17 protein-coding genes and 4 pseudogenes are annotated in these 22,410 nt (G+C 69.0%); 9 read left to right on the top strand and 12 right to left on the bottom strand.

Annotated features, from left to right (window positions below; all coding sequences use genetic code 11):
- Nucleotides 1-271: transposase (locus tag ACFC0D_RS02185; RefSeq protein ID WP_376430545.1), on the top strand; the 271-nt coding region annotated here is incomplete at its 5' end.
- Nucleotides 272-374: 103 nt separating this feature from the next.
- Here ACFC0D_RS02185 and ACFC0D_RS02180 read toward each other — a convergent pair.
- The 3 genes and pseudogenes from ACFC0D_RS02180 to ACFC0D_RS02170 all read right to left on the bottom strand — a co-directional run bounded on the left by ACFC0D_RS02180 (nt 375) and on the right by ACFC0D_RS02170 (nt 2,664).
- Nucleotides 375-675: pseudogene (locus ACFC0D_RS02180) on the bottom strand (hypothetical protein).
- Between the two features lie 295 nt (nt 676-970).
- Nucleotides 971-1,450: pseudogene (locus tag ACFC0D_RS02175) on the bottom strand (DNA polymerase III subunit alpha); the annotation flags it as partial.
- Nucleotides 1,451-1,638: 188 nt separating this feature from the next.
- Nucleotides 1,639-2,664, bottom strand: a complete 1,026-nt coding sequence (locus tag ACFC0D_RS02170; RefSeq protein WP_376430544.1) for a hypothetical protein — start codon at nt 2,662-2,664, stop codon at nt 1,639-1,641.
- A 110-nt stretch (nt 2,665-2,774) separates the two neighbouring features.
- On the opposite strand from ACFC0D_RS02170, the gene ACFC0D_RS02165 reads away from it, so the two are divergent.
- The gene (locus ACFC0D_RS02165) at nt 2,775-3,185 is read left to right on the top strand and encodes a hypothetical protein (RefSeq protein ID WP_376430543.1); all 411 of its coding nucleotides are present in this window, start codon (nt 2,775-2,777) and stop codon (nt 3,183-3,185) included.
- 286 nt (nt 3,186-3,471) lie between these two features.
- Here ACFC0D_RS02165 and xdhC read toward each other — a convergent pair whose 3' ends face one another.
- From xdhC to ACFC0D_RS02145, 4 genes are all read right to left on the bottom strand, one after another.
- A complete protein-coding gene (gene xdhC / locus ACFC0D_RS02160) occupies nt 3,472-4,332 on the bottom strand; it encodes a xanthine dehydrogenase accessory protein XdhC (RefSeq protein ID WP_376430542.1) in 861 nt (286 codons plus the stop codon).
- A 1-nt stretch (nt 4,333) separates the two neighbouring features.
- The gene (xdhB, locus tag ACFC0D_RS02155) at nt 4,334-6,739 is read right to left on the bottom strand and encodes a xanthine dehydrogenase molybdopterin binding subunit (protein WP_376430541.1); all 2,406 of its coding nucleotides are present in this window, start codon (nt 6,737-6,739) and stop codon (nt 4,334-4,336) included.
- Nucleotides 6,736-8,199 carry a xanthine dehydrogenase small subunit gene (locus ACFC0D_RS02150; RefSeq protein WP_376430540.1) on the bottom strand — a complete coding sequence of 488 codons (1,464 nt, stop codon included), beginning with the start codon at nt 8,197-8,199 and terminating at the stop codon, nt 6,736-6,738. Before ACFC0D_RS02150 ends, xdhB begins: the two co-directional genes overlap by 4 nt.
- A gap of 535 nt (nt 8,200-8,734) precedes the next feature.
- Nucleotides 8,735-9,637, bottom strand: a complete 903-nt coding sequence (locus ACFC0D_RS02145; protein WP_376430539.1) for a hypothetical protein — start codon at nt 9,635-9,637, stop codon at nt 8,735-8,737.
- A gap of 138 nt (nt 9,638-9,775) precedes the next feature.
- On the opposite strand from ACFC0D_RS02145, the pseudogene ACFC0D_RS02140 reads away from it, so the two are divergent.
- A pseudogene (locus ACFC0D_RS02140) lies at nt 9,776-10,394 on the top strand (transposase family protein); the annotation flags it as partial.
- Nucleotides 10,395-10,564: 170 nt separating this feature from the next.
- Here the strand turns inward: ACFC0D_RS02140 and ACFC0D_RS02135 are convergent.
- Nucleotides 10,565-13,864: a S8 family serine peptidase gene (locus ACFC0D_RS02135; RefSeq protein WP_376430553.1), complete on the bottom strand. Its 3,300-nt coding sequence runs from the start codon at nt 13,862-13,864 to the stop codon at nt 10,565-10,567.
- 591 nt (nt 13,865-14,455) lie between these two features.
- Between ACFC0D_RS02135 and ACFC0D_RS02130 the strand changes: the two genes are divergently transcribed.
- Nucleotides 14,456-14,809 (top strand): VOC family protein, encoded by a 354-nt coding sequence (locus ACFC0D_RS02130; protein WP_376430538.1) that lies wholly within the window; start codon nt 14,456-14,458, stop codon nt 14,807-14,809.
- 164 nt (nt 14,810-14,973) lie between these two features.
- Here ACFC0D_RS02130 and ACFC0D_RS02125 read toward each other — a convergent pair whose 3' ends face one another.
- Both ACFC0D_RS02125 and ACFC0D_RS02120 read right to left on the bottom strand, forming a co-directional pair.
- Nucleotides 14,974-15,477, bottom strand: coding sequence for a hypothetical protein (locus tag ACFC0D_RS02125; RefSeq protein ID WP_376430537.1), 504 nt, complete (start codon nt 15,475-15,477; stop codon nt 14,974-14,976).
- Nucleotides 15,478-15,619: 142 nt separating this feature from the next.
- The gene (locus ACFC0D_RS02120) at nt 15,620-16,162 is read right to left on the bottom strand and encodes a GNAT family N-acetyltransferase (protein WP_376430536.1); all 543 of its coding nucleotides are present in this window, start codon (nt 16,160-16,162) and stop codon (nt 15,620-15,622) included.
- A 373-nt stretch (nt 16,163-16,535) separates the two neighbouring features.
- Here ACFC0D_RS02120 and ACFC0D_RS02115 point away from each other — a divergent pair, with 373 nt between their 5' ends.
- Nucleotides 16,536-17,141: a GPP34 family phosphoprotein gene (locus tag ACFC0D_RS02115; protein ID WP_376430535.1), complete on the top strand. Its 606-nt coding sequence runs from the start codon at nt 16,536-16,538 to the stop codon at nt 17,139-17,141.
- Nucleotides 17,142-17,325: 184 nt separating this feature from the next.
- Complete coding sequence (locus ACFC0D_RS02110) at nt 17,326-18,786, top strand: MFS transporter (protein WP_376430534.1); 1,461 nt, start codon at nt 17,326-17,328, stop codon at nt 18,784-18,786.
- A gap of 26 nt (nt 18,787-18,812) precedes the next feature.
- Here ACFC0D_RS02110 and ACFC0D_RS02105 read toward each other — a convergent pair whose 3' ends face one another.
- On the bottom strand, nt 18,813-19,241 hold the full coding sequence (locus tag ACFC0D_RS02105) for a hypothetical protein (RefSeq protein WP_376430533.1): 429 nt from the start codon (nt 19,239-19,241) through the stop codon (nt 18,813-18,815).
- A gap of 177 nt (nt 19,242-19,418) precedes the next feature.
- On the opposite strand from ACFC0D_RS02105, the gene ACFC0D_RS02100 reads away from it, so the two are divergent.
- The gene (locus ACFC0D_RS02100; protein ID WP_376430532.1) at nt 19,419-19,925 is read left to right on the top strand and encodes a hypothetical protein; all 507 of its coding nucleotides are present in this window, start codon (nt 19,419-19,421) and stop codon (nt 19,923-19,925) included.
- Nucleotides 19,926-20,198: 273 nt separating this feature from the next.
- A pseudogene (locus tag ACFC0D_RS02095) lies at nt 20,199-20,333 on the top strand (IS5/IS1182 family transposase); the annotation flags it as partial.
- Between the two features lie 10 nt (nt 20,334-20,343).
- Here the strand turns inward: ACFC0D_RS02095 and ACFC0D_RS02090 are convergent.
- The gene (locus ACFC0D_RS02090) at nt 20,344-20,835 is read right to left on the bottom strand and encodes a hypothetical protein (RefSeq protein WP_376430531.1); all 492 of its coding nucleotides are present in this window, start codon (nt 20,833-20,835) and stop codon (nt 20,344-20,346) included.
- 641 nt (nt 20,836-21,476) lie between these two features.
- On the opposite strand from ACFC0D_RS02090, the gene ACFC0D_RS02085 reads away from it, so the two are divergent.
- Entirely contained in the window at nt 21,477-22,256 is a 780-nt protein-coding gene (locus tag ACFC0D_RS02085) for a hypothetical protein (RefSeq protein WP_376430530.1), read from the top strand.
- Nucleotides 22,257-22,410: the final 154 nt, after the last annotated feature.

Below are 22,410 nucleotides of genomic sequence, written 5' to 3'. Positions count from 1 at the left end.
GGTCCCGCGCGACTCCGGCAAGATCAGCGGGAACTTGCGGCGCCCGCAACGCTACAACCGCCGCCTCCAGCGCGTCCTCTACACCTCCGCACTGTTCAGCATCCGACGCAGCGACGAGTCCCGCCGGTTCTACGATCGCAAACGCGCCGAAGGCAAGCGCCACACCCAAGCCGTCCTCGCCCTCGCCCGCCGCCGCGTCAACGTCCTCTGGGCCCTCCTCCGCGACGAACGCTGCTACGAACTCACGCCACCTACCGCCCTCGCGGCTTGACAAACGGCATTAGGAATCAACACCCCACGCATACACGGGAGATGCCCAGATCACAGCCTTCTGCAACACGCTTTAGTCGGTTCACCGCGCAGCAGATCACTGGTTAGACGGGATCGGTGAACGAGATCGGCTTTCCGGTGGCGTGGGGCATACGCGATCTCCCTGCTCGTGGACTCGCCGATATACCCGCCGGGGTTGATGACCAGAACCCGGTCAGCCACGTCGATCTTGCGCAGGTGGAGAGCATCCAGCGCGGTCTTCTGCTCGTCGGTGATCAACTCGTCTGCTTCGCCTGGCGCGACGACGATGGCACCTGCGAAGGTCAGATCACGGTTCGCCGCACGCATCTCGTCCACGAACCGAGTAGAGCCGCAGATGCAGACAATCTCAGGTCGGTCGGGCACAGCTCAGTCCTTCGGTCGAACGGGAAACCGTCCGTGTTGCACGTTGACATCACAGACAGGCACACGAGCCAACAGTTTATGCAGCGAGATGGACACCACGCGGCTGCACCGTCGCAGACGGGAGGCGTGGCCTGTACTGGGAATGGCGCTGCTCGACGGCGAAGTCTGGGGTGCACCCGGCTCACCAGCCTTCTCTGGCAACACGGCCTAGCACCACAGGTGTCGTGGTGCATAGACTCAGCTACCAAGTCGCTGAGCTGCATCAACATGAGCCAGACCTCACAGCAACAGCTTCGACCCCCAGAGAATCGACATCCTCCTTGTCCGCCTGGACCATCGGGTACTGGCCGGGCGGCGTCGGCTGTACCGGCAGCCGGTCCAGGAGGGTGGGGTTGGACAGGATGACGTCGCAGGGGTAAATCGCGATCCCGCGCGGCAGGGCGTCCAGGCCCTCGGCGAGCTCCCACAACAGACCGTACGAGCCGGCCTCTGCGTTCAGTCGGCGCAGCTCGGGGAGCTCGACGAGCGCGCCGCGGATGTCTCAGGCCCTGATGTGCGGAAACGACTTCGCCACCTTGTCGACGACGTGCGGGGGAAGCCCGAGCGCGAGCCCGGTGTCCCTGAGCGCGTGGCGAGCGCGGTAGGTCTCGGGCATCCCGGTGACCGCGACCCGCTCCTTCCCGAAGCGTTCGATGATCCGGTTGTAAACCTCCAGGCGTCGCGCGGACTCAACGGCGACGTCAATGTCCGGCAGCGATGCCCGCCGCTCAGACAGGTGCGTTCTTCTACCGACCGGCGAGCTCACCGGGACGCCCTCAACCGGGGCGATGCGTCGCGGTCGTGTCAGGGATGGCCTGCTTCCCTCTCGGATGTCGGGCCGCAGGTAGGCACCCCGAGCCTCGCGGCCACCCGGCGTCACGGCATGCCCGCACCGTGACGCCCCGGCTGCACACTGCGGACGGGCTACGTCATCAACTCGATGTGCGGATGCTCGGGCTCCGCCGGGCAGACGAACAGGTGCTGCCGGTAGCCGCTGCCTATCTGGACACCGGTCGCGTTGTAGCCGCGGTGGCCGGGGTACGGTCCAGCACCTGGGTGGGGGTGCGGAGACCAGCTGTTCCCGGCGTCGTCCCCTTCCTCGAACGTGGCGACGGTCATCAGGACCTCCATGCCGGTGCCGCACTCGGAGCAGGGCTGCGAGCTGGGGTCGGTGGAGTTCCAAGCGGGCCAGCCGCCGACCTTCCAGCCGGGTGCGTTGGACAGCACACAGTCGTAGTACGTGTCCGGGTCCATGTCTTCCTCTGCTGCCTGCGGCACATTCCACTGCTTGAGCTGCTCCCGCAGTTCTTCGCTCAGCTCCAGATGGTCGGGGTACTCGGTGATCTGCTCCGGTTCGAGCACGCACGGTTCCGGTAGATAGCCGTCGAACTGCACTGCGGGCGGCTCGGGGGGCGTGTCGAGAATGTCGGTGACGGCGGCTGCCGAACGCCAGAAGAGCAGGGTCCTGGGCATGATCGGATGATCGAAGGGGCACCACAGAACCTGCAGCAGGTCCTTGCCCTCCGGCGGGCTCAGATCGGGCACATCCCTTACGTACAGCTGCGCGACGGGCAGCATCGCTATGGGGCCGTCGTACGCCTGGACCGCCAGCCTCACCGGATACGTGCGAGGGGGTCGGATCCGCTCGAGAGTCTCCCGTTCCTCCGGAGTCAGGTCCCGGCCGTACGAGGCGGCGAAGATCCGTCGTTCCAGCCGCAGATCCGCCGGGGACTGGGCTGGGTTGATGCCATCCACCACATGCGGTTCCTCGCAGTGCGGCCACGGCTCCTCAGCGGGCCACAGCAGCGGCCCGCCGATCGAGCTGTCGTGCCACGTCGGCGCCCCAGGGCGGGGGTGCAGGCGGGTCGCCGTGCGGGCCAGCGAAGCCAGTTGGGGAAAGACCGCGGCAACGTCGATCGGCCGTGGCGGAGTGACAGGAGTGACATTCATGGCCGCAATCTTGCCAATCGCCTCTGACAACGGCCCTCGTGGCCGCCCCACGAAGAGTTCCGGCGCGGGCGCCACCCGGGAGAGCGCTGCCGCCGGTCCGTTGCCGGCAAATGGCCCGCGAGCAGGTCCACGATCGCCGCGTGGATGTCCGTCCCCGCGAGCAGGTTTACGATCGCCGCGTGGATGTCCGTCCCGCCCCATCGCTTGTTGATGCCGCATCCGCCGCCGTCGTACACGACGCCCGCCAGCGGGCTGCGATGCCCCAGCAGCTGGACCTCGCCGCCGCATTCGACGACGTCGCAGAGCCGGACATGGAGGGACGGACGACGAACCCCGCGACATGGCTGCGCTCGCCGGAAAACCTTGAGCGCCTCGCCGCCTTCACTCGGGAGGCCGACGCCCGCCGCCGCGCCATCGCAGACCGGGAGCAAAGGACCCCAGCCGCCACCCCGGGCAGCCAAGAGCACAAGCAGCCCAGCCCCGAGCCTGGACACGGCCCCGGAACAGGCGTGCGCCTGTAGTGGGCACCGCGGCACGCGCAACGACGCGGTCCGCCCTCGCGGCGCGCACGATGGGCGGTCTTCGAGGAAATCCACTTCCCAGCCGGCAGACAGCCGTTTAAGGATCGCCGCGAGGTCCCTGCCCCTCCGGCAGTGTTACGAGCGCGAGCTACAGCCCCTGATCGGCGCCGACCTCGCCCTGGCAGCTGGCGCGGAGACGAACCTCCCGGTGAGTCGCGATGTTCTCTGCGGGGAGGGGCCTGGATCTGTATGTCCGGCCCTCCGGCCTCCTCGGCCGGAGTCCGCGCTATTGGATGGTGGCGGGTTCCTGCGCGGCGGCGACCACGTTCGGCCCGGTCCGGTGGCCGTCCTGTTCGAAGGTCCGGAGCAGGTCCGCCGCGACGCTCACCGCGATCGTGGCCGGTTCCTTGCCGGTGATCCCGGTGATTCCGATCGGGGTCTTGATGCGGTCGATGGTGGCGGCGTCGTGGCCGCCCTCGGTGGACAGGCGGTGCCGGAACCGCGCCCATTTGGCGGCCGAGCCGATCAGCCCGATCGAGCCCAGACCGGGGGTGCGCAGTGCGGCGTCGCACAGTGCGGCGTCCTCGGCGTGATCGTGGGTCATGATCAGGGCGTGGGTGCCGGGCGGCAGCTCCGTGAGCACCTCCTCCGGAAGCAGCGGTACGTGGTGCACGTGGATCTGGGCCACAGCGTCCGCGAGCACCCCGAGCCGCTCGTCGGTGAGTACGTCGGGGCGCGTGTCGATCAGGTGCAGATCGAGGTCGTGGCGGGCCAGGATGCGTGCCAGCTCCAGCCCCACATGCCCGACACCGAAGATCGCCACCGCTTGGACCACCGGCAGCGGTTCGAGCAGGACGCCGACGACACCGCCGCAGCATTGCACGCCGTGCCGGCTGGTGACCTTGTCGTTGAGGGCGAACTCGATCAGCTCCGACTCCGGATCGGGCGAGCCGATCAGCTCGCGGGCCCGATCGATCGCGACAGCCTCGATGTTGCCGCCACCGATCGAACCCCAGGTTTCGGTCCGCCCCACCACGAGCTTGGCGCCGGCCCTGCGGGGTGCGTGGCCGCGCACGGTCGCGACGGTCACGAGCACGCCGGCTTCCCGGCGTGCTCGCAACCGCGCGACCGCGGCGACCCAGGTCATGTCAGGCATTGCTCAGAGCGCTCGTGTCCGTGGGGATCGCCCCGGCCCCGGGAGCGTGGTCGTCACGCCGCACGGCGCTCCCGCGGGCCGCTTCGACGGCCCAGTACACCGCCTCCGGTGTCGCGGGGGAGGCGAGTTGCACGCTGACTCCGGCGGGCCCGAACGCCGCGGCGGCCTGCCGCAGAGCTTCCCGCACCGAGAACGCCAGCATCAGCGGAGGCTCACCCACGGCCTTGGACCCGTAGACCGCGCCCTCCTCGGTCGCGTTCTCCAGCAGCCGTACGTTGAACTCCTCGGGCATCTCCGAGAAGCTCGGCAGCTTGTACGTACTCGCGGCCTGGGTCAGCAGCCGGCCGCGGTTCGGCCCGTCACCGGTGTCCCAGCGCAGGTCCTCGAGCGTCAGCCACCCGGCGCCCTGTACGAAACCGCCCTCGACCTGGCCGATGTCGATCATCGGAGACAGACTGTCGCCGACATCGTGCACGATGTCCACGCGCCGGATGCGGTACGCGCCGGTGAAGCCGTCCACCTCCACCTCGGTCGCGGCGGCACCGTAGGAGAAGTACTTGAACGGCGAGCCCCTGAACGCCTTCACGTCCCAGTGCAGACCCTCGGTCCGGTAGAAACCGGCCGCCGACAGCTGAACTCGCTGGAAGTACGCGGTCCGCACCAGGTCGTCCCAGGCCAGCTCCTTGTCACTGCCCAGGACGCGCGCGACGCCCTCGACGATGCGCACGTCCGAGGCGTTCGCCCCCAGCTGCGTGCCGGCCACCTGCAGCAGTCGCCCCCGCAACTGCTCGCAGGCGTTCTTCACCGCTGCACCGTTGAGATCCGCACCCGAACTGGCGGCGGTGGCGGATGTGTTGGGCACCTTGTCGGTCCGAGTCGGGGCCAGCCGTACCTTGTGCAACGGGATACCCAGGGTGGTCGCGGCCACCTGCAGCATCTTGGTGTGCAGGCCCTGCCCCATCTCGGTGCCGCCGTGGTTGATCAGGACGGAGCCGTCCTTGTAGATCAGCACGAGTGCGCCGCCCTGGTTGAAGGCGGTGAGGTTGAACGAGATTCCGAACTTGATACCGGTGACGGCCAGCGCCCGTTTGGTGTTCGGGTGCGTGGCGTTGAAGGCCACGATGTCGCGCTGGCGATCGGCGATGCCGGCGTCGTCCCGAACCTGATTCCAGATGATGGAGATCCGTTCCGGATGAGTGACCGGCTGTCCGTACGGCGTCGTCTGCCCCTGCCCCTGCCGGTAGAAGTTGCGCTCCCGCAGATCCATGGGATCCAGGCCGAGCAGTGGCGCGCACCGGCCCAGGATGTCCTCGATCACCAGCATGCCCTGCGGTCCGCCGAAGCCGCGGAAAGCGGTGTTGGAGACCTTGTTGGTCCTGGCGATGCGCCCGGTGACGCGCGCGTGGGGAATCCAGTACGTGTTGTCGATGTGGCACAGCGCGCGGGCCACCACCGGCTCGGACAGGTCCAGACTCCAGCCGCCGTCCGCGGTCAGGGTGGCGTCCAGCGCCTGGATGCGGCCTTCGGCGTCGAAGCCGATCTTCCACGTGGCGTGGAACCCATGGCGCTTGCCGGACATGGTCAGGTCCTGGGTCCGGTTGAGCCGCACCCGAACCGGGCGACCGGTCAGGGTGGCGCCGAGCGCGGCGACGGCGGCGAACCCGTGCGGCTGCATCTCCTTGCCGCCGAAACCGCCGCCCATCCGCAGACACTGCACGGTCACCTCGTGGCTGTGCAGGCCCAGCACGTGCGCGACGATCTCCTGGGTCTCCGAAGGATGCTGGGTGCTGCTCTGGACGAACACCTGCCCGCTCTCGTCGACAAGCGCCAGCGCCGCGTGCGTCTCGAGATAGAAGTGTTCCTGATCGGAGAACTGGAACTCGCCGGTGAACACGTGCGCGGAGTCGCCGAAGCCGGCGTCGACGTCGCCCGTCACCATCATGGGCCGGGCGCCGTGGAAACTGTCGGCCGCGATCGCGTCCTGCAACGTGATCACGGAGGGCAGTTCCTCGAGTTCGACCTCGACCGCCGCCGCGCCGATCCGGGCCGCCTCCAGTGTCTCGGCGAGCACCCAGGCGACCGCGTGGCCGTGGAACATGACCTCGTCGGGGAACAGCGGTTCGTCGTGCTTCATACCGGCGTCGTTGACGCCGGGCACGTCGGCACCGGTCAGTACGCGGACCACACCGGGCACGGCGAGCGCGGGCTCGGTGCGCAGCGCCGTGATCCTGCCGTGGGCCTTCATCACCTGGACCGGGTGGGCGTGCAGCACGTCCTTGGTCCGGTGGACCAGGTCGTCGGTGTAGAGCGCAGTACCGGTGACGTGCAGGTTGGCGCTCTCGTGCGGCATCGAGAGGCCGACGACGGGCCGTGCGGGACGCTCGGACAAATGGCTCATGACGAGACCGCCTCGGTGGTGTGCGCGTACAGCTTCAACAGGCTCTGGCCGAGCATCGCGGAGCGGTAGCCGGCGCTGGCGCGGTGATCGTTCATGGGGGTGCCCTGGGCCTGCAGCACCCCGGCCGCCGCCTCGACGGTCTCCGCCGTCCACGGCTTGCCCTCCAGGGCCGCCTCGGTGGCGAGGGCGCGGATCGGAGTGGCGGCCACGCCGCCCAGACCGATGCGTGCCTTGCGGACGATCCCGTCCTCGATGTCGAGCGCGAAGGCGACCGCCACGCTGGAGATGTCGTCGAAGCGACGCTTGGCGATCTTGTGGAAGGCCGACACCGGCGACAGCTTCAGCGGTATGCGCACCGCCCGGATCAGCTCCCCGGGCCGGCGTACGCTCTGCCGGTAGCCGGTGAAGTACTCCGCCAGTGGGACTTCGCGCTCACCGTCGGCGTCGGCGAGCACCACCGACGCCTCGAGCGCCAGCAGCACCGGCGGGCTGTCACCGATGGGGGAGCCGGTCCCCAGATTGCCGCCGAGGGTCGCACTGTTGCGGATGAGCCGGGAGGCGAACTGCGGGAACAGCTCTGCCAGCAGCGGGATCCTGCCGTCGAGGCGTCGTTCGATCTCGGTGAGCGTCAGCGCCGCCCCGATCACGACGTGGTCCGATTCGACGCGAAGTTCCCGCATTTCGGGCAGGCGGTCGACGGCGACCACACAACTGGCCCGCCGGGCACGGATGTTCACCTCCACGCCCCAGTCGGTGCTTCCGGCGACCACCACCGCGTCCGTCCGCTCGCGCAGCAGCCGCAGCGCTTCGGGCAGGGTGCCCGGCCGCAGGAACGCGCTGTCACCCTGGGTGTACGCGGTGGCGACCGGCTCGGGCGGGGACTGCTCGCGACGCTGCGCCAGGGCGTCCTCCTGGGTGGGCGTACCGACGGCGAACGCGGCATCGCGGATCGGGCGGTATCCGGTGCAGCGGCACAGGTTCCCGCTCAGCGCGTGCAGATCGAAACCGTTCGGACCGTGCTCGGAGTCGGCGCCCTCGGCCGGGTCGGCGTGCGCGCAGCGGTCGGGTCGGTAGTACTCGGCCGCCATGCTGCAGACGAACCCCGGCGTGCAGTAACCGCATTGGGATCCACCGCGGACGGCCATCTCCTCCTGCACGGGGTGCAGCGTGGGTGGCCTGCCGGGTTCCCCGGCGGTGGCGAGACCTTCGGAGGTGATGACCTCCTGACCGTCGAGCGCCGCGGCCGGCACCAGACAGGCGTTGACCGCCACCCAGTCGGTGGGCTTGTTCACCCCGGGGCGGGCCACCAGGACCGAACAGGCACCGCATTCACCCTCGGCGCAGCCCTCCTTGGTGCCCGTGAGGCCACGCTCGCGCAGAAAATCCAGCACCGTGGTGTGGGGCGCAGCCGGTGAGAGTGGAGTTTCTTCCCCATTGACCGTGATCCGCGCCGCTACCATGGCACTTCCTCATTTCGGTGCGCGGTCGATCCAATTGCCCAAGTCGCCATTTCGGAAGCCTTCTGTATTCGGTGGCGCAGCACAAGAACCCGGCGCGTGGCAGCACGCAACGACGTGCCGAAGCCGGTGACAGAGATCGGAAGATGCCGGGGCCGCAAACGGGCACGCCGGTAAAGGGGCTGCTCAGCAGCCGTGTGCTACACGACCTGGAGTCCAGGCGGTCTCGTGAGCGAGGCGATGTGCTTCGGAGATGGTCGACATCCGAATGCGCCTCCTTCCATGAACTCACGAACCGGTGCGCTAGAAACTACGTCGCCGCAGGTCCACCGGTCAAGCCTCGGTGCGGAGAGCACGGAGAGCAGGGAGAGCAATTGAGCCTTTTCCAACCTCATGCCTGCGCTGCTCATCGGCCTGCTGACGACCGAACGCACCGATCTGTAGCGAGGTCATGCCCAGCAGATCCGCAGTCGGTCCCGGCGGCCCAGACGCTTCGCCGAGCATGGTCAGCGGCGCTGACAGCCGGGTTGGAAAGGGCTCAGCGCTCCGGCAGCTCCCATGAAGCGAACCAGTGGGGGAACGGTCCGGCGGAGGGTGGGAAGGCGAACGGCGGGGTGCGGTCGGTGAGCAGGCGCAGCACGAACTCGCCGATGCCGCAGTCGAAGCGCTGCCACTCACCGTCCAGGTACTGCACCAGAACCGGCCAGTCGTCGGGATCGGCCGGTCCGGTCAGCCAGTGGAAGGTCAGCTCCTGCTCGGAGGTCCCCCATATGAGCACGCCGCCGGGCGCGGGGTGGACCGGGTATGGCCGGTACAGGTCGGCGTACCGCTCCATGTCCTGGCCCCAGGAGACTAGATCCGTGCCCAGCGCACCCGGCACCAGTAGGTCCAGGTACTCGTCGAAGCTGCCCGCGCCGAAGGCGTCGACGATGTCCTTGTAGTCACCGGGCAGCGCGGTGCACAGCGCTGCCTCCGTCGCGGCCCAGTCGACGCCGCACCGATCGGGCTCCGTCCACCCGGTGGTCTCCCGCAGCAACGCCACCCACCCGACACCGGGCGGGCGGGTGAACGCGCGCCGGGCGAGGATCACGACGCGGCGCGGGCCATCGGCGGTGGCCGTCACGCCGTATCCGACCCAGTGCTCGGCCAGCGCCCACCCGCGCAGCTCCAGCAGCCCGCCCTCCCCGCCGATGGGGAGCCCACCCTCCCCGCCCACCGGCGGACCGTCGGGCACCCCTGCCGCCCTACCCCCGACGACCCACGCACGTACAGGCAGACCCGCCCCGTCGACCACGTCCGCAATGACGCGCTCCAGCTCGGCCAGATCCTCCGCGTCACTGGGCACACAGACATGCCCTGTCCCATGAATGGGCAGCGGGCAGTGCAATTCGGGCGCGCGCCAGGCGTCGTTCAGACGGGCGCGCAGAGCAGAGGCGTCCACGCGGCCAAGTGAACAGCACGGCACTGACATTGAGCCTTTTCAACCTGCATCAGCAGTACGCCGTTGGGCTGACAAGAGGGTGAAGCCCCTGGTAGGTGGGATTTCGACCAAGATCACCAGTCTGCCAGGAGCTTTCGCGTGCTTGTCTACCCGTCCGGTATCGATCTGTCCCTCCGCACTCTGCAGCACCTACCGGTCTCCTCGCAGGCCACCGCCGTCGGAGCGGCTCCTGGTGGCGGCGCCTGACCTGTGGCCGGCAGGCCGTGCTCGTCCTGGCCCACCTGCGCTGTGGCGACACCTACGCCCGCCTCGCAGCAGGTTTCCGCGTCAGGGGATCGCGACGGTCCACCGGCACATACGCGAGGCCGTCGACCTCCTGGCCGCTCTCGCTCCCACGCTGGAACAGGCCATGACGACGGTACGGAAGAAGGCGTACGTGATCCTCGACGGCACCGTGCGGCCGATCGACCGCATCGCCGCCGACAGGCCGTACTACTCGGGGAAGAAGGAGGCCCACGGGATGAACGTGCAGGTCCTCGCGGATCCAGCCGGCCGCTTGATCTGGGCCTCGAACGTGCTACCCGGAGCCGTGCACGATCTGACCGCGGCCCGGACCCACGGCATTCCCGCCGCTCTCGCCGCTGACGACGTCAAGTGCTGGGCTGACAAGGCGTATCAGGACGCAGGCCCTGCTGTCCGTGTCCCGTTCCGAGGCAAGAACCTGCGCGGCTGGCGTCGTCGTCCGTGCCGTCGTCGCACTCGAACTCGCCACCTGATCAAGATGGAAAAGGCTCATAGTCTCCGCCGAAATCGCGGACCGAGGACCGGGCCCGCGGCGGCGCCGTGCGGCGAAGTTCCCCGAACGCACGGCGCCACCACCCCGAGGTGGTGGCGCCGTGACCGGCTACGTCGGTCGACAGGGCAGCGTCACTTGCCGAACCACGCGTTACGGATGGTCAGCGTCGACGTGTTGTCCTGCTGGTCCGTGACCACGGCGGAGAACGAGATCCCCTTGTCCTTCGCCGGATTCTTCACGGAGATCCTGCCGTTCTGGACCTTCACGGGCTGCCAGGTGCTGCCGTCGTCGTAACTCACCGAAATCTTCAGCGATTTGAGGTTCTTCCCGGCGGCCGAGCCCTGCACGGTCACCGGGACGACGACCGGCGCGTGCGCCGGTGCGCGCGAGGCGAGATCGACAGGGGCGGCGAAGCGGACCGTGGACACCGGCAGCGCCGTGGTCTCCGCGACCTGCTTCGAGCGGAACGTGAAGCCGGTGTCCACGCGGGTGGAGGCAGCCGCGATTTCCGCCGGGCGTTCCACGGAGGTCACCAGTCGGTACTCGGCGTCGGCGGCGTCGACCGTGAAGGGCTGCGAGCCGCTCAGCGGATCGTCGTTCTCGCCGACCTTGACGCCGTCGCGGTACAGCGTCGACGTGGCCGAGGTGTACGGCGTGGATCCGATGTGGCCCTCGCCGTCGGCGAACAGGGGTACCGCGCCGATGAGCTGCTGCTCGCCCGTCGCCGGGTCGGGAGCGGTGCGGAAGACGCCCGTCCGCTCGCCCAGGAGCGGGCCTACGACGCCCGTGTTGAAGGTCTCCCGATACGTCCTGCCCGCCTCGTACCGCTTCGGACGGACCATCTCCCAGCTGCCCTCCCAGGCCGGGTAGCCCCACTCGTCGGGCTCGCCGAACTGGTTGACCTTGGTGAGCCACTCGACACCGTCGGCGGTGGAGACAAGGAACGTGCGCGTGCCCGGCGCCGCCTGGGGGGCGGAGAACCCGTTGCCCTCCGGCGCGCCCGGGAGATGGGCGAACGGGGAGGCGAGAGCCGACTTCCCGGGGGCGGAGGCACCGAGACCGACCTTGAGCGTGGCCAGCTCCTTCGCCTTCACATGCTTGGTGTAGCCGGTCGCGACCAGGTTCGTCCCACCACCGAAGGCCACCGAATACTGGGTGGTGGCGTCCTTGAGGAAGTGCGCGTCCCAGGTCTGCAGCAGCGAGCCGTCGGTGACGGCCGGACCCATGTGGGCGGTGCGGAAGCCGGTGAAGCCCCTGAGGACCCAGCCGTTGCCGATGCGGCCGCTCTCGGTGGCGACCTCGTAGTAGGTACCCCCGTAATCCGCCCGGTCGATGCCGGGCACGGTGAGGTCCACCGGCTTGGCCGTGCGTGCGTCGGAGGTGATCGTGGTGTCGCCGGAGATGTCCAGCTTCGGCTGGGCGAGCCAGTCGGTGCCCTTGGTGAAGTCCGACGGGTCCTGGTAGACGGCCGTGTTCAAGGTGTACGAGCCCTTGGGCACACGGATCGTGTGGCTGCCCGGCTCGTTGTCGATGCGAGCCGCGAACCCGGCGGCGGGGCCGGCGACGCCGTTGAGCGTGCTGGAGAAGTTCTGGGCGTCCGTGCCATCACGGCCGACGGTCCTGAGCGTGAGGTCGTACGACTCCGCCTCCCGTACGGCCACCGCGGCCGTGCGGACCGACTGGCCCGCCCCGGTGGCGGTGACGTAGCCCGAATAGGTGCCGTCGGAGTCGCCGACCCTGGTGTCCGCGACGAGGTCGACCTCGGCCCTGCCACCGGCGGGCACCGTCACCTTCGAGGCGCCGAGCGTGAAGAACCCTGCCGGGGCCGGCTTGCCCTTCGGGTCCAGGGTGGACACCGACAGGTCGAGGGTCACGTCGGTGGTCCCGAGGTTGCGGTAGGCGACCTTCTGGGTGGCGGGCCGGTCGTCGCCGTGAGGCCACTGCGCCATGCCGAAATTCATCGAGACCGGATCGGAGACGACGCTCTGGGCCAGTGCCTTGTCGATCTGGATACGGCCCGAGCCCTGCTGGAAGGCGGTGTAGGCGCCACCCTTGGCGGACGCGGTCAGCGCGCCCTTGAGCTCGGTGGACTTCCAGGCCGGATGCCGCTGCTTCAGGATCGCGGCCGCGCCCGCCACGTGCGGGGTGGCCATGGAGGTGCCGTCGAGCTGAAGGTACCCCGGTGCGGGATGCGGTGTGCCGGGGCGCGTGTCGATGGCGCTGCCGGGTGCGGCGGCCGCGGTGATGGCGACCCCGGGCGCGGTCACGTCCGGCTTGACGGAGCCGTCGCCGACCCGTGGACCGATGCTGGAGAAGGGTGCGAGTTTGTCGTCCTTGTCGACGGCGCCGACTGTCAGCGCGGCGTCCGCACTGCCGGGCGAGCCCACCGTCGAGTCGCCGGCCTCGCCCTCGTTGCCCGCCGCGACGGCGAACAGGATGCCCTTCTCGGCGGACAGCCTGTCGACCGTGGCTTCCAGCGGGTCGACGCCGGGGCTGTCGGCGCCGCCGAGGCTGAGGTTGACCACGTCCGCGCCTTCGGCGGCGGCCCACTCCATGCCCGCGATGACGGCGGAGTCGTCGCCGTAACCCTCGTCGTCGAGGACCTTCCCGCTGATCACCTTGGCGCCGGGGGCGACGCCCTTGAACCGTCCACCGGACCTGGCGCCGGTGCCCACGGCGATCGACGCGACGTGGGTGCCGTGTCCGACACGGTCCACGGCGTCGGGGGAGGCGGAGAAGTTCTTCTCGCCGACAACCTGGGGCTTGAGGTCGTCGTGGGTCTTGTCGACGCCGGTGTCGAGCACGGCGATCGTCACGCCCGTGCCGTCGTACCCCGACTCCCACGCCTTGTCGGCGCCGATCTGCCGGACGCTGCGGTCCAGGCTCGCCGCGCGCACCCCGTCCAGCCACACCTTGCCGATGCCGGAGGCGGTGGCACGCGCGCCGCTGCTCTGCCGGTCGGTCAGCGCGTCCCACACCCTGGCGACGTCGTCCCGGGACGTACGGATGGCGTCGGCGTCGATGGTCGGGAACGTGCGCCGCAGCTGGGTGTCGCCGGCCGCGCGCACCTCGGCGCGTGCGGCACCGGCACCTCCCTCGTACTGCACGATCAGCTTGATTCCGTCCCGATGGCTCTTGCGCAGCCGCGCGTCGGTGAGCACGTCGAGGTCGAAGAGCCGCTGGTCCAGCTTGCCGGCGGCGATCAGGCGCCGCGCGTCGCTGGGCACCACCAGGGTGTGCTCCTCGAAGCGCTGTACCTGTACGGGTATGTGTTCACGGCCCTCGGCGGACTCGAAGCCCACCATCCGGCCCTTGGCGTCCACCACCACGCGGTCGCCCGTGATGAGCGGGATCCGCTGGTTGCCGTCGACGTGTGTGATGTTCGGTGTGGCCGTCGCGTTCGCGGCGATCGCCGTCACGGGGCCGGTCATGCCTGCCACCAGCGCCACCGATGTGGCGGCCGCGATGGTGAAGGCGCGTGCTCTGTGCACGTGTGCGCGCAAGTCTCCCCCAGGAGCTTGGGATGAGGTCGAGTGGTCATTCCGGCCGGGGCGCAACGGCGCCCGCCGCCGGTCAGCGCAGTATGTGAGTCGATCAACGGCGGTGCGGGCGTGGGGGATTGAGCTGCGTGGTTTCAAGCCATCCGGAAGGCCCCGAGTTCGACGGGGCCAAGACGGCTCTGTGACCGCTCCATGACGGCCCAGCGATCCTTGCGCGACACCGGAAGCCACCGGCCCTCCGGATCCCAGGCCCCGCACGCCTTTCGAGGGCCGGCGCCCCCAAGGTCGGAGCGTGTCCCTCCCATTGGCCGTATCCGTATCAGGATGGAACTCTGCTCCTCGACATGGTGCGGACACTGCGCAGCCGGGTGTCGCCGGGTATCGCCGGGCTGTGGCGGCGGGCGGGGCAGGGCACCGTCGCACCTGGGCGCGGGCCCGAGCATGCCGGCGGGTGAATCAAGCCCGGAACTTCATGAGTTGCCGGCCTGACCCGACGTAAAGGCGCAGGTGTAGGCTCTGCGGATGACCTTGGAATGGGAGCAGGTAATCGTTCACTCGGTAGATCCGGTGACGCTGGGGCAGTGGTGGGCCGAGGCTCTTGGTTGGGTTGTGGTCCACTCCTCCGATGACGAGTTCGAGATCCGCCCGGCGCCGGATCGTATGCCGGGGTTGGATTTCGTCCGGGTCGACGAGACCAAGAAGGCGAAGAGCCGACTGCATCTCGACTTCAGGCCTGATGACCAGGAGGCCGAGGTGGCCCGCCTCGTGGCCCATGGCGCCCAGCATGTCGACATCGGCCAGGGTGACCAGTCGTGGGTGGTCCTGGCAGACCCGGAGGGCAACGAGTTCTGTGTCCTTGGCCAGCGGCGTCAGTAAGTGGGCTGTCTGACGCTCATACGACCGCCGGGGCTTCGAACTCCGGATGCACCCTGACCGTCACGGTGCGTCGATCACGCAAGGGGGCCGTGGCCGCCCGAAGCGCCGGCATGGCTTGCCGGTCGCGGACACGGTTCACGGCTACGGCCCCGCACAAGCCTTGGTCACCGCCACAGATCTGTTCCGTCGCGTCCACCTGGATCCATCGTCAGCAGATCCTCGTGAAGACCCGAGAGGACGCGGCCGGTGGGAGACCCGTCCTCGCCGGATTCCATGACCATCCAGCCGACATCGATGCCGGAGACGTTCACGTCTGCGCCGCAATCGAGCTCGTCGACGGTGATGAAGACGGCTTCATAGGCTATGGCTCGAGCCAGGAGCACCAGGTCCTGCCTGTCCGCGCCCGCGTCCAGCAGCCGCCGGGCCGCCGCCACTTGCTCCAGAGCTCCCGGGTCGGCCCAGCCGTCGATCGCCCCGCGCCACAGGGAGCGAAGGAGCACAAGGCGCGCCAGCTGCGGCTGGTTCCCGTCGATCTCCGACCTCACCCAATCCTGGGCATCAGTCACGCCGATCGTCTCGAACTGCGTACGAAGCGTCTCCGCCGCGGACCGCTTCGACGGAGCAAGCTCGGACAACCACGACTGCCATGCCACTTCCGCGTGATCCATCGCACCAGGATGCCCCACCGGACACCCTTCAGACGGTCCGTCCTGGCGCGATACCAGGCGGACCGCTCACCGTTGTCTCCCCTGGCCCAGGAGGCCGGAAGGCCGGCCTCTGGAGGTCCTCGGCCGTCCGGCAGTCTTATACCTAGCCCTTCGAGTCCGGCTTCCAGTCCTGCACGAGGAGCCCGAGCAGTACCTCGTCCAGGAACTCGCCCATCACCCAGGCGGAGGAGCGCAGCACGCCCTCGCGGACGAAGCCGTTGCGCTCGGCGGAGCGCAGCATCGCCGCGTTGTCCGACAGCGTCTCGATCTGCAGCCGCTGCAGGCCGCGGACGACGAAACCGTAGTGACACAGCACCGCGACCACGTCGGTGCCGTAGCCCTTGCCGCGGGCGGACGACAGCAGCCCGAGGCCGATGTGCGCGGACCGGTTGTGGTTGTCGATGCCCCACAGCACCGCGGTGCCGACCAGCGTGCCGCCGTCCAACTCCACCACGGAGAACGGGACATGGCCGTGCTCCGTGTCGTCCACGATGAGCGGCGAGTCCTTCGAGCCGGGTGTGATCGGCCGCCACGGCCGGCCCTGGGCCCGCGAGTGGTTGACCACGTCGTCGTAGAGATCGGCCTGCAGGACCGGAATGTCGTCCTCGTGCCGGGCCCTGAGCCCGACCTTGCTACCACTCAGCATGCAAGATTCCTATCCGACTGGGCGGACCGTCGGCAAACCAATAAGACCTGGTGGCCGAACCGGCACGCGCGCGAATGCCGGCATGCACGTGACCGATGAGGTGACGGGGGCGCGGTATATCGAGGCCTCTGAATGAGCCGGAGCGACATTCTCCGGCCGACTGACGCAGCCGTCCGCGCAGGTGTGGCGTCGAGGCACCGCGTTCTACGCGGCCGGGCGCAGGACGCGCTGACGGCCTGGGGCGTACGACACCTGCGACAGGAGTCCCCGGACGATACTGATAGTGACAGTCGCCCTGCCGCTGGACCGGCGCTGGACGCAGGCCTGGCCGGTGGGGACGCCTCTTTGTCGATGTCTCCGAGGGGAGCCGTTCATGACCACGGCGAAGGACCTGTTCATCATCGCCATGGACCCGGGGCTGAAGCGTTCCGTGGGACAGGGGGACCTGTCGCTCGCACTTGCGGGAGCCGAGCTGATCGACCTCATCGGTGCGGGGGCGGTCACCGTGGACCGCGACCGCATCGTGCCGGGCGGGCCGCCGGCGCCGGACGATCGGCTCCTCGGCGAGGCCGCGGCAGCGCTCACTCGGCAGGAGCCCTACGAGCGGATCGAGGACTGGCTGTGGCGCCGAGGCCAGGACCTCTCGGCCGCGTACCAGGCCGCCCTGGAAGAGGACGGTGAGCTGACGCGGAAGCGAAGCGGCCGGTCGCCCTTCGGCTCGGAACGCGTGGAACCGGTCGATACGCCCGCGCGCCGCCGGGCGGCCGCCCGCTGGGAGGAGAGGGAACCTGTCCTGGCCGCCCTCGCCTCGGTCGTGGGTATCGAAGGGGGACGATCCGACGACGAGTCCGGCCTCGATGACGAGGCGGTGACGACGGTGGTGGCCATCGTCCACGACGCGGTGATGGAACTGGAGGCCGTACGCCAGAGGCGGTCCATCGAGAACTCGGCCTTCGCCAACCTCTGGCGCGGGCCGTGAGGTGGGTGCGGGTGCGGGTGTGGGACCGGGCGCGGTACGGGCGCGGGATCGGTCCGGGTCCGCGGTCGAGGCCGACAACGCGGTGCTCCCCGCGCCGCGCGCCCCGTCGCCGGAGATCTTCATGACATAGTGGTGCATTCTTGTACGTGCCGGACTCGACGGGCCCCTTCCGAGGAGTGCTGCTGTGGCATCTGTCGGGGCGACGCGACCCAGCGGGCTCGGCTGGAACCGTGCCACGGCGGCCCTCGCGCTGCTGTCGTTCGCCATGTTCACGGTTTCGCTCGACCAGTACATCGTCGTTGTCGCACTGCCCGACATCGCCCGTGACCTGGACTACTCCGCGCAGTCGCTGCAATCCGTGATCAGCGCCTACGCCGTGGCCTCCGCCGGGTTCCTCCTGTTCGGAGGAAGGGCCGCAGACCTCCTGGGTCGGCGCCGGATCCTTGCCGCCGGCCTCACCCTATACGCGGCCGCGGCTTTCGTGGGCGGACTGGCGACGGGCCCCGGAATGCTCCTGGCCGCCCGCGCGGTCCAGGGCCTCGGCGGCGCGCTCGTCTTTCCCACCACGCTGGCGCTCATCAACGTCACCTTCCGCGAAGGCCGCTTGCGCAACCGCGCGTTGGGGATCTGGGGCGGTGCAGGCGCCGCCGGACTCGTGATCGGCGTACTCCTCGGAGGACTGCTGACCCATGCCTTCGGCTGGGAAGCGGTGTTCCTCGTCAACGTCGCCCTCGCGGTCCCCGCACTGGTCCTCGCCTTCGTGCTGATCCCCAAGGACCCGCAGCGCGACCGGACTCGAAGATTCGACCTGCCCGGTGCGCTCACCGTCACCCTCGGCGTCACATTGATCGTGTTCGCGCTGGTCCAGGGGCCGGGGCTCGGCTGGCTCTCGCCCGGCATCCTGCTCAGTGCCGCGGCCGGACTCCTCCTGCTGGGAGTCTTCGCGCTCGTCGAGCGGCGCAGCAGCGACCCGCTCGTGCCGCCGCGGCTCCTGGCCAACCCCAGCCTCGTCACCAGCGTCGTCATCGCGTTCATGTTCATGGCGACCTTCGGCTCGGTGCTGTACTTCCTCTCGCTCCACTTCCAGCAGGTTCTCGGCTACGACGCCCTGGAGACCGGCGCCGGATTCGTCGTCCCGACAGCGGTCGTCGTCGCGGGGTCGACGACCGCGGGGCAGCTCGTGACCCGGTTCGGTCTGCGGCGCACTCTGCTCGGCGCACTCGCGGTCGGTGCGGTCGGTGCCGTCCTGCTCGGCCCGACGGTCTCCTCCGACGGCTCGTACGCAGAACTGATCCCGGGGCTCGTCCTGCTCAGCGCCGGTGACGGGATCGTGTTCACCGGCATGTTCATCGCCGCCGGGACCGGGGTGCCCGACCGGGACCAGGGCATCGCCTCGGGGATCGCCTCCACCGGCTCCGGGATGGGCGCCGCCGTGGGCCTCGCCCTGCTGGTGCTGGTGGCGACGGCGGGTCTGGGCGGACTCACGGGGGAGCAGCTGCGCGACGGGACGGCGAACGGGATCAGCAACGCCCTGTTCGCGGTCGCGGCGGGCATCGCCCTGACCTTTCTCGTCGCCCTGATCCGGCCCGAGGGAAGGCACGGAGCGCAGGACGCGCCGCCGCCGTGCCAGGGTCGGCGCTGCTGACAGCCACCCGACGGACGACTCGGCGACTACGCCGTGTCCGCCTCCGTGGCCGTGTGGCGCGCCCCGCGTGGCTTCGCCGGGCCGCACCGGCGGGCCCGTACGAAGCGCAGCAGGCGCGTGATGCCGTAACCGAGCAGCCAGGGCAGCACCGTGATGCCCCCGACGTACACGGCCAGGTAGCCGAGGAACTCGTACAACTGCTCCGGCGGTTCCACCGCGCCGTCCACCCGCACCGGCCGGTCCCACCGGCTCAGCGGGAAGATCATGAAGATTGCCGAGGTCACCACCGGTATCAGCGGCACCGACACCGACCACACTCGCGGTCGAGGACCGGGCGCGGAAGCACACCACACCCCCAGCGAGAGCATGAAGAACGGCCCGAACGGCACCCACAACACCGCCGGGTACAGCAGCAGCACCCACCACTCGTCCGAGTACCCGAACATCATCGGCATCGCCCCCCCGGGCTTCCTCCCCCGCCACATACCGGCGCGAACCTACCGCCGGCAGGTCCCGAACAGCGCCCGAGTTTCGCGGCCGCGGGGCCGCGTGCCCGGAACCTGAGGCCGACGCCGACGAAGCGCTGTCTACGGGCGGGAGGGAGCCGTTGCCGCATCGGGAACCAGGCTCGCGTGCTGGACGTCGACATGATCATGATTGCGAATGCGGAAGAGCTGGCCGAAGACTGGGAGTCGATCCGGCAGGGATACTTCCTGGGCGAGCACGACGAGACCTTGCTGGAGTGCGTGGAACAGCTCCGCAGGGCGCGGGCCGCGGTGCCCCCGGATCCGGATGTGACCGCGTTCTTCACGTTCGGGCTGGTGCTGATGTACGGCCACGCAGCCACGGAGGCCGAGCCCAAGGCTGCGAACGAAGCTGCGGAGGCGCTACTGGCCGTGGCCTCGGATCCGGCCGTCGCCGATGCGGCCTGCGGTCACGAGGTCCATCCGTGCGACGAAAGTGATGTCGACGGGCAGTTGGAGTCCTTCGAGATGCTGCTGTCGTTGCTGGCCGGCGACTCGGAGTACCAGTGGACGGACCTCGACTACCCCGCCAAGGCACCGGAGGGTGAGTCCCGATGGCGTTGCCCACGCAATGTGGCGGGCTTCGCCCGGTGGGCTGCGGCGGCGATCCGTTGAGCTGAACGACGTGGCGGGCGCCGGCGCCTGGCCTGGCGCGTCGTTGTGGCGAGATACCCGTCCGGTGCGCCCGTGGGATCACCCTCTACGGGGCGGCCCCGCAGCGTCACCGCGCCCAGCAACATCCCGGGACCAGACGCCGAGCCGGGCGCCCTGACATGACGACAAAGCGGCCCCTCTCCCGAACCCGGGGAGTGGGGCCGCTCCATGTACGGCTGCAGCCCTCCCCGGACTCGTGACCAGTGGCGGACGACGACGCACAAGACGGTCTGCCGCAACGAAGTCGAGCGGACCATCAACCGGCTCAAGAACTTCCGAGCGATCGCCACGCGCTAGGACAAGAGAGCGTACGTCTTCCATGGGACGGTCACAGTGGCCTCGATCCGCCCATGGCTCCACCCGACGTGAAACGCCCGGTTCAGAGGTCCGTTGCCCCCGGACAGTGGCGGCGAAGTTCGCTGAGTACGCGCTCGTCGACAGCCCTGACATCCCACAACGAGCTGTCGAATTCGGTCAGGACGACCATCAGCTCGTCCTCGGCAAACCCACGTGCTTCGGCGTCGATCAACTGGAGGAAGGGGGTCGTCAGCGACAACAGTGTCAATGTGTCCATGCCGGCGCCGGCAGACTGTCTCTCCATCTCGACGCAGCGAGGATCGACGATCTCGTCGAATTCGACGCGCCACGTCAGGTCCAGGCCGAAGCTGCCGAGGCGGACCAGCAGCTCAGCCAGGTCACGTAGTGCTTTCCGTGCCAGGCGGGAAACGTGATCCCCTTCATGCCGGCCTCTGCTTCGGCCATATCGCGTGACATGCGATCCCCTTCGTTCAGCAGCAACCACTAGGCCACGGCCCTGAGCAGCCCACATGGCCCATCGGCAATTCTCGGTCAGCTCGAACTGAGAGGTCACCCACGCCTTCGTCGGAGAAGAATCCGTCCTGGAGCACCGCAACGGCACACCGCACCCTCGTCGGCACCGACGTCACCTCTCCTGATGCGTCACCGGCGCTGACATCAACCTCTGCGACAACATGACCAGACCCGACCGCGAAGTCCTCATGCGTGGCCCTGACGGCCTCTGCCTCTGCGGAACCACGCTTCGGAGGCCTCATCGGCGACGGCACTCAGACCGGTCACAACATCGCCCGCGGTCCCGGCATCGCCATCGGCTGCCACAACCGTCTCGACAGCGGCATCACCCTCGCCGCCCGCACCACTCCCGTCGACGCAGGGAGACGGTCACGTGATCGAGCGGGCCAGGCCACCCGCGCGGCGCCTCAGCTGAGTGAGTGTTTCTTGAACGTCATCTCTGGGGCCGATGGCGTTCCTCACTCCCGCGCTCAAGGTCGAGGCGGGTGCGAAAGATAGAGGTGCCCTCCCCAAACAGTGGAAGGGGCGCGCTGCGCGTTCGCCTGATCGGCCCTGCCATTGTCTGCCATTGGCCTGAGGAAAGCCGTAGTCGCGATAGCGCCGCCTTCTGGTGACCCATGGATGCCCCTGGAGGTATCCGCGCCTCTGGAGTCAACGTCACCGGTTCACAAGGAGTGATCCATGAGTCCTGAGGACAGGTTCCGGTCGGCCCTGGGCCCGCTTCCCCATCGTCGAAGACTGCTGGTCGGCGGCACCATGGCTGCGCTCGCCACGGCGATCTTGGGCCTCGCCACGCCTGCCATCGCTGCAATGCAGACCACCTCGGCAGCGCCCGCACGGGACCGGGCCGAGCCCGACCCGCGAGCCTGGGCGCCGTTCGTGACCGGCGTCCTGAGCGCGGACGAGTGCCGGGCATGGTGGATGCCGAAGGAGCTGTGCCACGGCCGCCACAGCCCCGATCACCACGGAGACCATGCAGGGGACCACGATGGACCCAAGGGCCCGGTCGTCGGACCGACCGGTCCGGCGGGTGTTGCGGGTGACACGGGGCCGACGGGCAGCACTGGTCCGGCGGGTGTTGCGGGTGACACGGGGCCGACGGGCAGCACTGGTCCGGCGGGTGTTGCGGGTGACACCGGTCCGACGGGCAGCACTGGTCCGGCAGGTGCTACGGGTGACACCGGACCCACGGGCGACACCGGTCCTGGGGGTCTGTCTGGATTCGAGCGTGCCGAGAAGAACGTCGTCATCGGCCCCAACGGTGATCAAGTTGTGACTGCGGAATGTCCTGATGGCAAGATGGCCGCAGGCGGCGGTTGGAACAAGCCTTTGACGCTCGGCCACGTCGTTCTCAATCGACCTACGGCAGATGGCACTGGCTGGGAGGTCTACGTCTTGAATCAGGACCCGGTGCTGAGCATCAACTTCACTGTCTACGTTTCGTGCTATGACGCCACGTGACCAGTGAATCGTCCGAGCACACGCCTTGCCCGGCCAGGATCGGGACGTCGGACCGGATGGAAGAACCGCGTACCCCCAGCCCGCTACGACGTCGGACGCGTCCTCGCCACAGGCGAAGCATGCGGTCTGCCCGCCCACCATATGACGGGCACCA

The sequence above is a fragment of the Streptomyces sp. NPDC056222 genome, assembly GCF_042264065.1.
Taxonomy (GTDB): domain Bacteria; phylum Actinomycetota; class Actinomycetes; order Streptomycetales; family Streptomycetaceae; genus Streptomyces.
This window is presented reverse-complemented; position numbering and strand designations above follow the sequence as displayed.

Coding starts and splice junctions, on each gene's coding strand:
- ACFC0D_RS02135 (WP_376430553.1), bottom strand. CDS start 13,864: ATGACCGGCCCCGTGACGGCGATCGCCGCGAACGCGACGGCCACACCG.
- xdhC (WP_376430542.1), bottom strand. CDS start 4,332: ATGACCTGGGTCGCCGCGGTCGCGCGGTTGCGAGCACGCCGGGAAGCC.
- ACFC0D_RS02125 (WP_376430537.1), bottom strand. CDS start 15,477: ATGGATCACGCGGAAGTGGCATGGCAGTCGTGGTTGTCCGAGCTTGCT.
- ACFC0D_RS02170 (WP_376430544.1), bottom strand. CDS start 2,664: ATGAATGTCACTCCTGTCACTCCGCCACGGCCGATCGACGTTGCCGCG.
- ACFC0D_RS02105 (WP_376430533.1), bottom strand. CDS start 19,241: ATGCCGATGATGTTCGGGTACTCGGACGAGTGGTGGGTGCTGCTGCTG.
- ACFC0D_RS02115 (WP_376430535.1), top strand. CDS start 16,536: ATGACCACGGCGAAGGACCTGTTCATCATCGCCATGGACCCGGGGCTG.
- ACFC0D_RS02130 (WP_376430538.1), top strand. CDS start 14,456: ATGACCTTGGAATGGGAGCAGGTAATCGTTCACTCGGTAGATCCGGTG.
- ACFC0D_RS02085 (WP_376430530.1), top strand. CDS start 21,477: ATGAGTCCTGAGGACAGGTTCCGGTCGGCCCTGGGCCCGCTTCCCCAT.
- xdhB (WP_376430541.1), bottom strand. CDS start 6,739: ATGAGCCATTTGTCCGAGCGTCCCGCACGGCCCGTCGTCGGCCTCTCG.
- ACFC0D_RS02120 (WP_376430536.1), bottom strand. CDS start 16,162: ATGCTGAGTGGTAGCAAGGTCGGGCTCAGGGCCCGGCACGAGGACGAC.
- ACFC0D_RS02150 (WP_376430540.1), bottom strand. CDS start 8,199: ATGGTAGCGGCGCGGATCACGGTCAATGGGGAAGAAACTCCACTCTCA.
- ACFC0D_RS02165 (WP_376430543.1), top strand. CDS start 2,775: ATGGCCCGCGAGCAGGTCCACGATCGCCGCGTGGATGTCCGTCCCCGC.